14 protein-coding genes and 4 tRNA genes are annotated in these 13,820 nt (G+C 63.0%); 5 read left to right on the top strand and 13 right to left on the bottom strand.

The features are described 5' to 3' along the window. Nucleotides 1-28: 28 nt before the first annotated feature. The 8 genes from D578_RS0110385 to D578_RS0110350 all read right to left on the bottom strand — a co-directional run bounded on the left by D578_RS0110385 (nt 29) and on the right by D578_RS0110350 (nt 6,570). Nucleotides 29-940, bottom strand: coding sequence for a CoB--CoM heterodisulfide reductase iron-sulfur subunit B family protein (locus D578_RS0110385; RefSeq protein ID WP_018144004.1), 912 nt, complete (start codon nt 938-940; stop codon nt 29-31). Continuing rightward, on the bottom strand, nt 933-1,649 hold the full coding sequence (locus D578_RS0110380; protein ID WP_018949886.1) for a 4Fe-4S dicluster domain-containing protein: 717 nt from the start codon (nt 1,647-1,649) through the stop codon (nt 933-935). Before D578_RS0110380 ends, D578_RS0110385 begins: the two co-directional genes overlap by 8 nt. Nucleotides 1,650-1,697: 48 nt before the next feature. Continuing rightward, nucleotides 1,698-2,570, bottom strand: a complete 873-nt coding sequence (locus tag D578_RS0110375; RefSeq protein WP_018949885.1) for a hypothetical protein — start codon at nt 2,568-2,570, stop codon at nt 1,698-1,700. After that, nucleotides 2,509-3,537: an FAD-dependent oxidoreductase gene (locus D578_RS0110370; RefSeq protein ID WP_018949884.1), complete on the bottom strand. Its 1,029-nt coding sequence runs from the start codon at nt 3,535-3,537 to the stop codon at nt 2,509-2,511. Before D578_RS0110370 ends, D578_RS0110375 begins: the two co-directional genes overlap by 62 nt. A 23-nt stretch (nt 3,538-3,560) precedes the next feature. Next, complete coding sequence (locus D578_RS0110365; protein ID WP_018949883.1) at nt 3,561-4,967, bottom strand: heterodisulfide reductase-related iron-sulfur binding cluster; 1,407 nt, start codon at nt 4,965-4,967, stop codon at nt 3,561-3,563. A 43-nt stretch (nt 4,968-5,010) separates the two neighbouring features. Continuing rightward, nucleotides 5,011-5,685, bottom strand: coding sequence for a 4Fe-4S dicluster domain-containing protein (locus D578_RS0110360; RefSeq protein ID WP_017941141.1), 675 nt, complete (start codon nt 5,683-5,685; stop codon nt 5,011-5,013). A 187-nt stretch (nt 5,686-5,872) separates the two neighbouring features. Continuing rightward, nucleotides 5,873-6,103 (bottom strand): sulfurtransferase TusA family protein, encoded by a 231-nt coding sequence (locus D578_RS0110355; RefSeq protein WP_018949882.1) that lies wholly within the window; start codon nt 6,101-6,103, stop codon nt 5,873-5,875. A 137-nt stretch (nt 6,104-6,240) separates the two neighbouring features. After that, nucleotides 6,241-6,570 carry a rhodanese-like domain-containing protein gene (locus D578_RS0110350; protein WP_026289294.1) on the bottom strand — a complete coding sequence of 110 codons (330 nt, stop codon included), beginning with the start codon at nt 6,568-6,570 and terminating at the stop codon, nt 6,241-6,243. A 198-nt stretch (nt 6,571-6,768) separates the two neighbouring features. Here D578_RS0110350 and D578_RS0110345 point away from each other — a divergent pair, with 198 nt between their 5' ends. The 3 genes from D578_RS0110345 to soxB all read left to right on the top strand — a co-directional run bounded on the left by D578_RS0110345 (nt 6,769) and on the right by soxB (nt 10,539). Next, complete coding sequence (locus D578_RS0110345; RefSeq protein WP_018949880.1) at nt 6,769-7,122, top strand: hypothetical protein; 354 nt, start codon at nt 6,769-6,771, stop codon at nt 7,120-7,122. 55 nt (nt 7,123-7,177) lie between these two features. Continuing rightward, nucleotides 7,178-8,620: a M48 family metalloprotease gene (locus D578_RS0110340; protein WP_018949879.1), complete on the top strand. Its 1,443-nt coding sequence runs from the start codon at nt 7,178-7,180 to the stop codon at nt 8,618-8,620. A gap of 110 nt (nt 8,621-8,730) precedes the next feature. After that, the gene (gene soxB, locus D578_RS0110335; protein WP_026289292.1) at nt 8,731-10,539 is read left to right on the top strand and encodes a thiosulfohydrolase SoxB; all 1,809 of its coding nucleotides are present in this window, start codon (nt 8,731-8,733) and stop codon (nt 10,537-10,539) included. Nucleotides 10,540-10,672: 133 nt separating this feature from the next. On the opposite strand, the gene D578_RS0110330 is transcribed toward soxB, so the two are convergent. The 5 genes from D578_RS0110330 to D578_RS0110310 form a co-directional block, all read right to left on the bottom strand. Then, nucleotides 10,673-11,128 carry an RT0821/Lpp0805 family surface protein gene (locus D578_RS0110330; RefSeq protein WP_018949877.1) on the bottom strand — a complete coding sequence of 152 codons (456 nt, stop codon included), beginning with the start codon at nt 11,126-11,128 and terminating at the stop codon, nt 10,673-10,675. 188 nt (nt 11,129-11,316) lie between these two features. Beyond that, nucleotides 11,317-11,392, bottom strand: a tRNA-Lys gene (locus tag D578_RS0110325). Nucleotides 11,393-11,410: 18 nt separating this feature from the next. Further along, nucleotides 11,411-11,486 (bottom strand) — tRNA-His (locus D578_RS0110320). A gap of 40 nt (nt 11,487-11,526) precedes the next feature. Beyond that, nucleotides 11,527-11,603 (bottom strand) — tRNA-Arg (locus tag D578_RS0110315). A 67-nt stretch (nt 11,604-11,670) separates the two neighbouring features. Beyond that, nucleotides 11,671-11,747, bottom strand: a tRNA-Pro gene (locus D578_RS0110310). 173 nt (nt 11,748-11,920) lie between these two features. On the opposite strand from D578_RS0110310, the gene D578_RS0110305 reads away from it, so the two are divergent. After that, nucleotides 11,921-12,796 carry a GGDEF domain-containing protein gene (locus tag D578_RS0110305; RefSeq protein WP_018949876.1) on the top strand — a complete coding sequence of 292 codons (876 nt, stop codon included), beginning with the start codon at nt 11,921-11,923 and terminating at the stop codon, nt 12,794-12,796. Between the two features lie 139 nt (nt 12,797-12,935). Beyond that, on the top strand, nt 12,936-13,799 hold the full coding sequence (gene folD, locus D578_RS0110300; RefSeq protein WP_018949875.1) for a bifunctional methylenetetrahydrofolate dehydrogenase/methenyltetrahydrofolate cyclohydrolase FolD: 864 nt from the start codon (nt 12,936-12,938) through the stop codon (nt 13,797-13,799). The last annotated feature ends 21 nt before the right edge of the window (nt 13,800-13,820 follow it).

Below are 13,820 nucleotides of genomic sequence, written 5' to 3'. Positions count from 1 at the left end.
TGGGCCATGCCGGGCATGGGTCGGGGGATCAAATGACCCCCTTCTCCTTCAACAGGCCAATCGAGTCACTCACGTTCTCGTGAATGCCCAGTTTCCGCGCAGACAGGCCCATGGCCAGCCCGAGCAGCTGGGTGAAGTACAACACCTTCACGTCGGTCTTGATGCCAAACTCGGTCTCGGCACGAACCTGGTGCATCTCCAGACCGGAGTGGCAGGTCGGGCACTCGGTGGCGATCACTTCCGCACCGGAGTCCTCCGCCGACTGCAGCAGGTTCAGCACCAGCTGGGTCGAGGTGTCGGAATCGGACAACGTGTGCGCACCACCGCAGCAGGAGGTCTTCAGCGGATACTCGACATTCACGGCGCCGGCGGCACCGAGCAGGTCATCCATGAAGTGCGGCTGATAGCTGGAGTCCGAGCCCGGGCCGTTGTCCTTCTCCGGGAAGATCTGGCGCGGGCGGGTGTACATGCAGCCGTAGTAGTTCGCAACCTTGATGCCGTTCAGGCTCTTGGTCATCTTCTGCTTGATGCCTTCCGGGCCGAGTTCCTCCATCAGCCATTCGAGCAGGTGCAGGGTGCGAACGTCGCCGCTGTAGACCGGGTCGTCAGACTGGCGCGCAAGATCCTGGACGGTGTTCATCGCGTCTTCGGACGTGGCGGTCTCGAACTCGGCCTTCTTCAGGTTGTGATAGCAGCCGTTGCACGGCGCCATCACAGTGTCCATGCCCATCTGCTCGGAGGCGATCGCCATGTTCCGTGCGGACAGGTAGGTCTGCAGCATGGGATGAACGTTCTTCACCTCCATCGCGCCGCAGCAGTTCCAGTCGCGCAGGTTTTCCATCTCGAGCCCCAGCGCCTTCACCAGCACGCGGGTGGAGCGATCGTACGGCCCACCGGAGCCCTCAAGCGCGCAACCCGGATAGTAAGCAACCTTAGCCATGAGCGGCCTCCTTCTGTTCGCGCACGTAACTCTTCAGCACGTCCCCGGTCTTGCCCCAGGACTTCGTACGCGGCGTATGAATCGTGTTGAAGCCCATCATCATCAGGTGCTTCACCGGCAGGTGCTTCATCATGCGGAAGACAAATATCTTGATCCAATCCTGCACCAGCGGCTGCCCGGTCTTCTTGAAGAAGTTCTGCATCACCTTGGAGTCTTCAATGCGGCCGGTCTTGTAAATCTGATCGGCAAACTCTTCATCGAAGATGCTGGACGGGGTCTTTTCGGTGATCCCTTCCTCTTCCATCCAGTGCGCCAGCGCCTTCATCACGCCTTCCGGCTTCACATCCTTCGGGCAGATGTTCGTGCACTTGTTGCAGGAGACGCACTGCCAGATGATGTCCTTGTCCTTGACCAGCTCTTCCTTCATGCCCAGGCGGGTCAGGTAGATCCAGTAGCGCGGATTGAACTGAACATTCTGCGCATACATCGTGCAGGAGTTGGTGCAGGACCCACACTGCCAGCAGCGGTGAACGTTCTCCGCACCCGTGTAGGTCTGGATCTTCGCCTCGAAATCGTCGTCGTAATCGCGAACCGTGCGCGGGGCAATCATGGTGTTCCAGTGACCGGAAACATCCACCCCGTCGACCACCAGCTCATCGTGCTGCTGGAGTCGTTCGTCCTCGATCAGTGCTTTTTCATGTATTGCCATGACGTCTCTCCGAAAACCTGTATAGCAGGCTCAAGTTCGTTCCGTTATTCAATGCAGCGACGCATCGGTTCCTTTCAGGCGACCTTCCGGGGAATCGATCCCCAGCAGCTTCACGGCCAGCTCCAGCGGGTCCTGTTTGCCACCAAACTGGTTGTCGATCATGCCGAAACTCATCGACAGGGCACGGGCGTAATCCGAATAAGCCTGCACCCAGACCAGATCCGTCACAAACGGCAGGTCCCGGTAAAAGCCCTCTTCGGCCAGCGCTTCGTTAAACCAGCGCCGCGCCCCCTCGATCGCACCCACCGAATCCCCGATGGGAATGGATCGAAGCGTGTCGTTCGCACGGATGAATTCGCGCAACGCCCCGGTCGTGGTCGATGTGTCCCAGACCCAGCGACAGGCCAATGGCATGGCGTCGGGATCCGCGAAATGCAGGATCTCGGCACCGAAGTCCCAGATCGCCCGCCGTAGTTTCTTGTCGTCTGCCGCCAGATCCGCGAACGCGGCCAGGCGAGAGTCGACATCTACTTCCGGACGAACCAAGGCACGCACCCCGTCCACCAGGGCCCCTTGCCGTTCCGCCATCAGGGTAACCAGCTTCCGGCGAACCGAAAAAACCAGCCCCCCAAGGGCTCGCACATCTTCCGCGTCGATCTCGTCGCCCTTGGCAACAATCGCCGCAAAGACCTCGTGCTTGGAACGCAACGCCTCAATGAACGTCTCCAGCCCTTCGACCCCGCCCGCTTCGGCGATGGCCCCTCTCAGAGCGGAGAGCTTGGACGCGAGGATATCCTTGTCAAAGGTAACCTCAAGCGGCTCCGGGACCAGCCCCGAAGCCGCGTCGTCGCTGACGACCTCAGCCGGCTTTCTGAACCAGCGCATGCAGATCCGCAACCGCGCGGCCACCAGCGGCGGCACCCTGGGTGATCGAATCGTCGATCGTCTCGGGGCCGTAGGCCGCGCCGCAGGAGTAGACCCCCTTGCGGGTGGTGCCACAGGTGTTGGTGTACTGCTCGGCCTTCTCGATAAAGCCGTGCTTCTCGAGACCGATACCGAAGACCTGAGAAAGCTCCGGATTATCGGCGTTCGGATCCATGCCGATGGCATGCACGACGATGTCGAACGGGATGATGATCGGGCGCTTGACCAGGGTGTCTTCACCCTTGACCAGCAGGCGACCATCGCCCGAGGCCGTCACTTCCGCGATACGCGCCTTGACGAACTTGGTCTTGAACTCTTCCTGCGACTTCCAGTAGAACTTGTCTTCGTACAGGCCGTAGGTACGAATGTCCATGTAGTAGATGAACACGTCCGTTTCCGGCGAGATCTCCTTGATCTCCATGGCCAGGTTCGCAGAGACAGTGCAGCAGATCTTGGAGCACCACTCGCGGCCAATCTGACGGTCACGGGAACCAACGCACAGCAGGATGCAGACCCGCTCCGGCACGCGCCCATCGGACGGGCAGGCGATCTTGCCGCTGCCCACCATCTGTTCCATCTGGGTGGTGGTCAGCACGTCTTCATACGTGCCAAAGCCCCACTCCGGCTTGTTGATGGAGTCGAAATGGGTAAAGCCGGTGGCCAGGACCACGGCACCCGCCTGGACGGATTCGCCGTTGGTCAGCGTGGCGGTGAAGTTACCGGCCTCGCCTTCCAGCTTCTCGACCTTGGCACCCTTGTGCACGGTCGAGTTGGCATCGTCTTCGACGCGCTTGACCATGCGGCCAATGGCGTCCTTGGCCCACTCGCCGGAGGGCACCAGCTTGGCGTAACCCGACAGGATCGGGGCGCCGCCCAGGACGTCTTCCTTCTCGACGACCACGGCCTTGTAGCCGGCCGAGTTGACATTGGCGGCAGCGGCCAGACCGGCCGGCCCACCACCCACTACTAGAACGGTATCTTGCTGCATCAGACCTTGCCCCCGTAAGCGAGTTCAGGATTGTAGAGGTATTCGATATTGCCGGCTTCGACTTCCTTCAGGTATTCCTGGAAGGTCTTCTTGGCCTCGGACCAGGACATACCCATCTTCTCGACCAAATCCTCGCAGGGCGAAGCGTGCCACTGCAGCTGGACGATCTTGAACGGGTCCGCACCGCAGGCCAGGGCCGCGAACTGGACTTCCGCCATGATCGGGATCTGGAAGTTCTGGTTGTGCGCCTTGCCGATCCACTGGTTCTTGTCCATGGTCGTGACACAGCCGGTATCGTTGGCCAGCATCACGTCGGCGTTGGCTTCCTCGCGGGCCACGCGGATCTTGCGATCCATCGTGAACGAGCGAGTGAATTCGCGCTCGGAGATGATATGGCGGAAGCCAAAGCCGCAGCAGTCGTACCAGGTCGAATAGTCGATCACCTGCGCACCCAGGGCCTGGGCGGTGGAGGTAATGATCGCGGTACGGTTGCCGCCCAGCACGGTCGGATCGTACACCGCGTCCTCGTGGACCATCTTGTAGTAATGGCAGGCCACGTGAGCGGTGGTGCGGATGTGGGAGACGTCGATGGTCTGCAGCTCGGAAGCGATACGGTTACGCATCACGTGCACCCACTCGGAGTAGTGGATGATCTCTTCCGGGATGACCAGCTTGCCGTCGACCAGGCGACCCAGCTTGCCGAGGATCTTGGTGACCTTCTCGCGCAGCTCGGCGGACTCGATCAGGTACTTGCGGATCTCCTTGTAGTTACCGAAGGAGGTGCCGCAATGCACCAGCGGGTAGAAGTGACCCAGCTCGTGGCCGTGCTGCTTGCCGGAGACATAGGCCTGGTGGAAGTTGCGCAGGAACACCGCAGCGAGCGACTCGACGTTCCCGATACCGGAGCCGTGGTAGTTCCACGCGGTGCAGGAGGTCTGGTCGGTTTCGTCGAGGTAGTCCTTGCCCGGCTCGAAGTCGAACTTGTTCATGAACCACAGCAGCGAGGTCGGGTAGCCAGGGATGTTCCCGCACTGGCCACAGGACTTGTGGTGCCAAAGCTGCTTGGTCGGGATCTTCTTGTCCCAGCCGAACAGGGTCTTCACCGACATCGGCTCGTGTTCATCGTTAATGCGATGAATGATGATCTGGCCGTCCTTCTCGAGCTCGTACATATGCTCGCGGACGTCGTCCATGCGGTCGCCAAGGTCGACGGTGCGGCGGTCGACGTGCTTGCGCACCCAGTCGGTGGCCTTGACTGCGTCTTCCTTCGACAGGTCGGTCGACTGGAAGAAGGAACCGTGACCGGCGATGCCCTGCCCGTCGGTATTGTGGGAACCGGGCTTCATGGTGCCGGCGCCAGCGCCTTCACCATTCTGGTTGTGGTTGCCTGGGGTCTGTTCACTCATAACGCTTCTCCTGATGTCTTGGATGCGGGAATCGGTGGACGACTTACTCGTCGTCTTCCTCTTCCTGCTCCTCGAGCCAGTCTTCGTAGTCCTCGCGCTTCTCGTCGATGAAGTCTTCGATCACGTCGAAGAGATTCTCGTCCATCAGCTCGAGGGACTTCAGGACTCCGGTCATTTCCCAGATGGTGTACATCTCCACCGAGGTCTTCAGGGACACTTCCCAGGCGGTCTCGACCGTCTGCAGCGTCTTCACCGGAATCGCCTTGCGCAGGATGCGCAGATCACCTTCCACCTTCTGGATGTTGGGGCCCCAGTCAGGGAAGTGATCGGGCTGGATCATATCGGGAGACAGCTGGTTCCCCGTGGTGATCAGCTTGAGCATGACGCGGCCGAACGGACGAAGCACGTCCTTGGCGGACTGCATCTCGTGCTTGATAGCCACTTCGCGCATGATCGCGACCAGGCCACCGGGGGAGTTCTTGAACGGGCAGCGCGCCGCACAGGTCATGCACTGGGCGCAGGCCCAGATCTTTTCCTGCATCGCGTCGTAGATCTGCTCGACGTTCTCGGTCCAGAGCAGCTGCACGATCTCGCGCGGCGAGTAATCGTAGAACTGGGCGGACGGACACGTGGCCGTGCAGATGCCGCAGTTCAGGCAGCCGTTGAGCTCGTGGTCGTAGCGAAAATCTCCACGAATATCGTCGAAGATTTGCTGCATCTCAGCGTATGTCGCCATATCTCACACCTCTTCGCTTTAGGCGATGCAGGTTTCTTGTGAACCTTGCGCAGCCAGCCTAGACCTCGTCCAGGCACCAATCCAGTTACCGCATGGTAACCATCGTTATTCAGGATTCGGGGCGGCAACCCTTGCGAATTGCCGCCCCGAATCAAGCGCTTGAAACGCTTCAGCCCTTCTTCATAAGGAAGTAGAACTTGCCGCCTTCTTCCTTGTGCTCCATCAGCTCGTTGCCGGTCTGCTTGGCGAAGGCCTGGAAGTCCTTCACGGCGCCCGGATCGGTGGCGATGATGTGCAGGACCTGGCCGGCGTCCATCGCAGCCAGCGCCTTCTTGGCGCGCAGGATCGGCAGCGGGCAGTTCAGGCCGGAAGCATCGAGTTCTTGGTCAAAGTTGGCCATCGTTTCTCTCCTTTGAGTGCGTTTTATCAGTCGTGTACTGCGGTCCGGATCGGGCCCTGAACGCTGCGACCGTTACCGAACGGTTACCAACCGAATTCCCCCTTATAGGCGAATCGGCATCGGAATACAACCGAATTCTAATCCGGGCTTACCACCGGTTTGCCGGTCTGGGCCCACCCGACAATCCCGCCGCGCAGGCTGCTCGCACCGTCCACACCCTGCTGGGCGAGAAAGGCGCAGGCCTGGGCGGAACGTGCCCCGCTTTGGCAATAGATGACCAGTGGCGTATCGCCGCCCGTGAACTCGTCCTTGCGCAGCGGCAAGGTGGCCAGCGGGATGAGCTCCGCCCCCGGGATGACACCGCGACCGGTCTCGCCGGGGGAGCGCACGTCCAGCAGACGAAAGGTCTTGCCTTCGTTGCGCCACTGTTCCAGTTCGTCCGGGGTGATCTCGGTAAATCCGTACACGCTGCGCTCCGCGTCATCACTTGCTTGAAAGCCGAACTCGCCACGCAAGGCCAGCCTTTCGGGGCGCCTTGCGTTGAGGAGTGGGCGCGGAGCATAGCGAAACCATCCGGAAATGCAAACAAGTCCGCGTGCCGGCGGGTGCATGGTCGCCCGCCGGGAAAAGTTCTGCTATCGTCGCCCACGCTTTAGAAAACGCTGATGCATAATGGTCAGCTTCATTGCTTCGCGGAGGATATCCCGGTGGACAAGAGCGAATTCCAGGTCGACGGCCACTACGCCGTCACGCTGAAAGACGAAAACGGCAAGCTGCGCCCAGCCAACATCTACGTGCACGACATGCAGGACGGCTACATGATCGCGCGTCGTACCTCCGGCGGTGATGTGGGCCTGCTGTTCAAGATGGACTATGACGACGTCATCAAGCTCGTCCGCACCCACAAGGTGCTGGACCGCAAGAAGTTCATGGTGCCTGCGGCGATGCTCAAGCCGAAGCTGTGGGAAACCCGCGACAGCATGCGCACCTATTCGTCGGCCCCGGGGCTTGGCAAGTAACGACAGCCCCCGGTATGCCCACACAAGAGGGCCGGCGCCCGCCGGCCCTCGCGGCATGCCTCTTATAGTCCATTTCCTGCTCGCCGCCCTTCTGGTGGTCGCGAGCCTGGCGGTACCACCCGCCCACTCCAGTGGCGTTTCCCTGCCCGACCTGGGCGAGGCCTCCGGCGGCGTACTGACCCCGGCGGAAGAACGCGAACTCGGCCGCTCCCTGCTGCGCGAGGTCCGCCGCAGCGCTCCCCTGGTAACCGATCCGGAGATCGTCTTTTATGTCGACTCCCTCGGACGCCAGTTGCTGGCCAACACACCCAGTGCCGATGGGCCGTTCTACTTCCTGACCATCGACAACAGTCAGGTGAACGCCTTCGCGATGCCCGGGGGCATCATCGGCATCCATGCCGGGCTCATGCTGGAGGTCCGCGACGAGGCCGAACTGGCCGCCGTGGTCGCACACGAGATCGCGCATGTTACCCAACGTCACCTCGCACGCATGTTCGCACGCGGGCGCGACATCAATTTCACCACCGGCCTCGCCATCCTGGCGGGCATCCTTGCCTCGGCAGTGGACCCCACCCTGGGCTCGGCCATCATTACCGGGGGCGTGGCCGGCGGCATCCAGCAACAGATCAATTTCACCCGCGCAAACGAGGCCGAGGCGGACCGTGCCGGGATGCAGATCCTGCAAGGCACCGGCTTCGACCCCAACGCGATGGCTGACTTCTTCGAACGCCTGCAAGAGCTGTCGCGCGGGGTTGGCGACCAGGTGCCGGAGTACCTGCGCACGCACCCGGTCACCCTCGACAGGATCACCGACGCTCGCAACCGCGCAAACCAGATGGCCGCCAGCGACACCCGCAACCGTGGCCCCGAATTCCAGTGGATGCAGGCGCGCATGCAGGCGCTGAAGGATCCACGGCGGACCCTGGAACGCTTCCGCGCGACGGACACCCCTTCGCCACAGCAGCGCTACGGCGCGGCGGTCGCGTATCTTGAGCGCGGAGAACCCGGCCGCGCACGCGAGCAGCTCGAACGCCTCGATGCGGCGGACGCCCCCGGACTCACCCTCGAACTCGCGTTCGCAGCACTGCTGCGCGAGGAAGGCGACCACGGAGCGGCGCTGGAACGACTGGAGGATCTGGACGCGGTGTACCCGGGTCACCCGGTGATCCGCGAGCGCCTGGCCCGCGTCCACCGCGACCTCGGACAGCCCGACCGCGCCATCCGCATCCTGTCCGACATGATCCGCCGGGAGGCTGCCCCCAATCCGGAGATCCTGCGCCTGCAGGCGGACATCGCGGACGCGGCCGGGTATATTGCAATCAGCCGCGAGGCCATGGCCGAATACTTCTTCCATCGCGCGCAGTACAAGGAGGCCGTGCGCCAGTTCGAGGCGGGCATGGACGCCTCGGATGCCAGCGAGCGCGACCGTCAACGCATCGAGGACAAGCGCGACATGGCCCGCGAGACCGCGCGCGAGGCTCGCGAAGAAAGGCGATAGAAACCTCGTACGCGGGGAATGTTCCCGCAGGACCATTCGTCTACCGACAGCCATAGAACTGCCCGAAAACCCACCACCAATACACCCGGACAAGAGAGGTAGAACTCCTCATGCACATCTCACGCCGAGAATTCATGCAGTTACTGGCCGCCGCCAGCGCCGCCGGTTTCCCCCTGGGCGCCGCCGCCTGCAGCAACAACAAGGGCGGCACTGCGGGTGATCCCTACGACACCCTGGATCGCTTCGGCAACGTGCACCTGCTGCACTACACCGACTGCCACGCCCAGCTGAAGCCGGTGTACTTCCGCGAGCCGAACATGAACCTCGGTATCGCGGGCATGCGCAATCGTCCGCCTCACATTACCGGTGAGCACTTTCTGCAGCACTACGACATCGATCGCAACAGCATCTACGCGCACGCCTATACCAACCTGAACTTCATGGAAGCGGCCGAACAGTACGGACGCGTGGGCGGCTTCGCGCACCTGAAGACGCTGATCAACAAGCTGCGTGACTCCCGGCCCAACTCCCTCCTGCTGGACGGCGGCGACACCTGGGGTGGTGGCTCCGGCTCCGCGCTGTGGACCAACGCGCAGGACATGGTGGATGCGCAGAAACTGCTGGGCATCGACGTCATGACCGGCCACTGGGAGTTCACCTACGGTTCCGACCGCGTCGAGGAGATCGTGAACGGCGACTTCGCCAATGCCGGCATCGACTTCGTCGCCCAGAATATCCGCGATGTGGACTGGGGCGACCGTATCTTCAAGCCCTATGTGATCCGCGAGATGAACGGCGTCAACGTGGCCGTCGTGGGGCAGGCATTCCCCTATACCCCGATTGCCAATCCGCGCTGGATGGTCGAACAGTGGTCCTTCGGCATCCGTCCGGACGACATGCAGGAAACGGTCAACGCCGCCCGTGCCGAAGGTGCGGAGATCGTCGTCGCCCTGTCGCACAACGGCATGGACGTGGACATCAAGATGGCCGGGATGGTTGAAGGCCTGGACGCCATCATGGGCGGTCATACCCACGACGCCGTACCACAGCCTCTGCCAGTCGAGCGCCCGGACGGCGGCACCTGTCTGGTTACCAATGCCGGTTCCAATGCCAAATTCGTCGGCGTGCTGGACTTCGACTTCCGGGACGGCGCGATCAAGGATTGGGAATACCGTCTGGTGCCGGTGTTTTCCGAGATGCTGCGGGAAGACCCGGGCATGGCGACCTACATCCACAACATGCGCAACAGCGAGGTCACCTGGAAGGGCGACACCTTCAACATGGAGGAGAAGCTTTCCGAGGAACTGGCGGTCACCGACGACCTGCTCTATCGCCGCGGCAACTTCAACGGCACCTTCGACCAGCTGATCTGCGACGGCCTGATCGAATACAACGACGCTCAGATCTCGTTCTCGCCCGGCTTCCGCTGGGGTACCACCGTGCTGCCGGGCATGCCGATCACCTTCGAGCACGTGATGGACCAGACCGGTCTGACGTACCCGGAGATGACGCGCAACACCTTCACCGGTGCCCAGATCAAGGACATTCTGGAAGACGTGGCGGACAACCTGTACAACGTTGACCCGTTCTACCAGCAGGGTGGCGACATGGTGCGTGTCGGCGGTCTGAAGTATGCGATCGACCCGACCGCCGAGATCGGCAACCGCATCTCCGAGATGGAACTGGGGGGCAGGAAGCTGGACGCCGACAAGGAATACGTCGTCGCAGGCTGGGCCAGCGTGCAGGAGAGCGTACCCGGTGGTGTCGGGGTCGACGTCTGGGACGGGATCGCCGACTACTTGCGCAGCCAGGACGGCAATGTGCGCATCAGCGATCTGAACGAACCGAAGGTCAAGGGCATCGGCGAGGACAACCTCGGCTACATCCCGACCACGGAGGACATGTACCGCAAGTCCTGATCGGTTTGCAGTAACCCTCCGGGTCCTCCCGGAACGATAAAGCCCCGCGATGCGGGGCTTTTTTGTGGCTGCCTTGCAAGTCACCGGCTTCGGGGTGCAATCCGAGAAGGCGGCTTATGAGCCTGCATCACCTCTACACGTTCACCCAGCGCCCGCTGGCATCACGGCAGGCCGTGCCGTTGATCGTTTCCGGGTAACCGTCCATGGTGGCCTGCACTTGGTACTCGCGGCAGTCCTGCCCCGAGGAGCGGTAGGTCCGGGTCGGTGTAGCGTGGTACTGATGCCCGGTATTCGGGTTGCGCCAGGTCGAGCTCTGGCGATCCGGCACCGTCTCCAGCGTGCGCGACACGCGCATCCGGTCCACGTCATCCATGCTCCGGCCCACCGAACCGCCAACCGCCGCACCCGCCAGGGTCCCGGCAATAATCGCCGCAGTGCGCCCGCGCCCGCCACCGATCTGACTGCCGATAACACCGCCCGCCGCGCCCCCGATCAGGGCCCCGGTCTGCTGCTTGCTGATCGTCTGGCAGCCCGCCAGCAGGGTCATGGAAACCACCAGCCCCAGTATCGTCAGAATTCTGCCTGTCATCTTTCCAGCCTCCCGACGGCAAAAACCGCCGTGATCCGCAACACGCAGACAGACTACGTCCGCGCATCTGAACGGAAGGTGAAAGCATCGCCCACGTCACGGTGCACGTTCGTGCCAGACACAACAAAGGGGCCCGCCCACGCCAGCGGCGCTTTGCGAGAAGACAGGGGAACGGAAGGGAAAAGCAATGGTGGGCCGTGTAGGAATCGAACCTACAACCAATGGATTAAGAGTCCACTGCTCTACCAATTGAGCTAACGGCCCCCGGAACAAAAAAGGGGGTGGGGTGACCGATGGGACTCGAACCCACGACAACCGGAGTCACAATCCGGGACTCTACCAACTGAGCTACGGTCACCACCGTGTCACTGTACAGCTACTTGCGCGAAGGGCGGCCCTGGCGCGCCCGGCAGGACTCGAACCTGCAACCGTCGGCTTAGAAGGCCGATGCTCTATCCGGTTGAGCTACGAGCGCGTTACCGCCGAGCATTGAGGCCATGGCGCCTGATCCGAGCCAGCCGGAAAACCGTGGCCGGGAGCCATGGTCGGGGTAGAGGGATTCGAACCCCCGACATCCTGCTCCCAAAGCAGGCGCGCTACCAGACTGCGCTATACCCCGTCGAGCCGTCCCCGCTAAAGGGCCTACACAGCGAGCGCAGGATGGTAGCCCCGCGGGGGGCTCGCGGTCAACATTCATCAACAGATTTCGCACGCAATGCACTCCCCTCGGACGCGGCCCCATGCTAACGTCGGCCCGGGACGGTCGCACGGTCGCGAGCGCGGAGGGGACGGATGCTCAACTGGGTAGCCAACACGGCCATTGTATTGGGGGCAAGCGGCCTCCTGTATGCCCAGTGGACACTCGTCCAGCTGCTGCGCGAACTCCCCGAGAGCCGGGTCCGCACCGGCTGGAAAATGATGTTCTTTCTGGTTCCGATCTTTACCCTCGGCTACTTCGGCTACATCCCGCTGAACTGGGGGCTCTACGATGGCCTGCCCGACCTGCTGGTGCCGGCCATCTTCCTCCTCGGGGGCTGTTTCGTCTGCACCGTGGTCGGCCTGACCCATAGCTCGGTGGAGAAGATCCGCCACATTACGCGGCTGGAACACGAATCCATCACCGACCCGCTGACCGGCCTGTTCAACCGCCGGCACATGGATCGCCGGCTGGACGAGGAGGTATCCCGCGCGCGGCGCTACGGCCAGCCGTTGTCGGCAGTGATGCTGGATGTCGACCAGTTCAAGCCGATCAATGACCGCCTGGGCCACCTGATGGGTGACTACATCCTGACCGTCCTCGCCGAACGCATGCAGTTGGTGCTGCGACGCTCTGACCTCGCCGCACGCTTCGGCGGGGAAGAGTTCGTCGTCATCGCCCCGCATACCGACCTCGAGGCGGCCATGGCGCTGGGCGAGAAACTGCGCGACACCATATCCGGCACCCCGGTCACCCTGACCGGCCACCAGGCCGCCCCGCCCTGCGCGCCGGATACCCTGACGGTCACGGTCAGCGTCGGCATCGCAAGCCTCGACACGAACCCGAAATCCAGGGACACCGCCGAGACCCTGATTGCCCGCGCCGACGACGCGCTCTATCGCGCCAAACAGGACGGGCGCAACCGCTGCGAGGCCAGCGCGCCCGCAAGCGGCCTGTCGGCGGCCCTGTAGCCAAGTAGCCCCGACTGGCCGAACGGGCCCGGGTCGAGACACCCGCCTCGCCCCCCGTGCACCTTCCGCCCGGCAAATCGCTTGAGCCCCCGCGCCCGCCATGGGAAGATCGCGGGCGTTCCCCCGGAGGCGAGACCCCATGACGGCCCAGATCATCGACGGACGCGCGATTGGCCAGACCCACCGCGCAAGAATCGCGACCGAGATCGAATCCATGACCGCGCGCGACCTGCGTCCGCCGGGCCTCGCCGTGGTGCTGGTCGGGACCCACCCGGCCTCCGAGGTCTACGTGCGCAACAAGCGCAAGGCCTGCGAACAGGTCGGCGTGGTCTCCCACTCCTACGACCTGCCCGCGGGCACGCCGCAGACCGACCTGCTGGCGCTGATCGACCAGCTCAATGCCGACCGCACCATTGACGGCATCCTGGTCCAGCTGCCACTGCCGGATCACATCGACCCCGAGACGGTGATCGAGCGCATCTCCCCGTCCAAGGACGTGGACGGTTTCCACCCGTACAACGTCGGCCGCCTGGTGGCGCGCGTGCCGCGCCTGCGCCCGTGCACCCCCTGGGGTGTCATCCAGCTGCTGCGACACATCGAGGAACCGTTCAAGGGCCGCACGGCCTGCGTGATCGGTGCCTCCAATATCGTCGGCCGCCCGATGGCACTGGAACTGCTACTGGCCGGTGCGACCCCGACCATCTGCCATCGCTTCACCCCGGATACCGCCGCCATTGCGCGGCAATCCGACATCGTCGTAGCCGCAGTCGGCAAACCCGGCCTGGTGAAGGGCGACTGGATCAAGCCCGGCGCCACGGTGATCGACATCGGCATCAACCGCCGCGACGACGGCACCCTGACCGGTGACGTGGAGTTCGACGCCGCCGCCGAGAAGGCCGCCTGGATCACGCCCGTGCCGGGCGGGGTCGGCCCGATGACCGTCGCAATGCTGCTGGACAACACCCTGCGCGCCCGCGCCTTCGGGACCCACGAAGCAGCCTGAACGATGGCGTCCATCGCCCGC

It is taken from the genome of Thioalkalivibrio sp. ALMg11 (genome assembly GCF_000377905.1).
Taxonomy (GTDB): domain Bacteria; phylum Pseudomonadota; class Gammaproteobacteria; order Ectothiorhodospirales; family Ectothiorhodospiraceae; genus Thioalkalivibrio.
The sequence above is the reverse complement of the archived record's forward strand: the minus strand, read 5'-3'. Positions and strand labels throughout refer to the sequence as shown.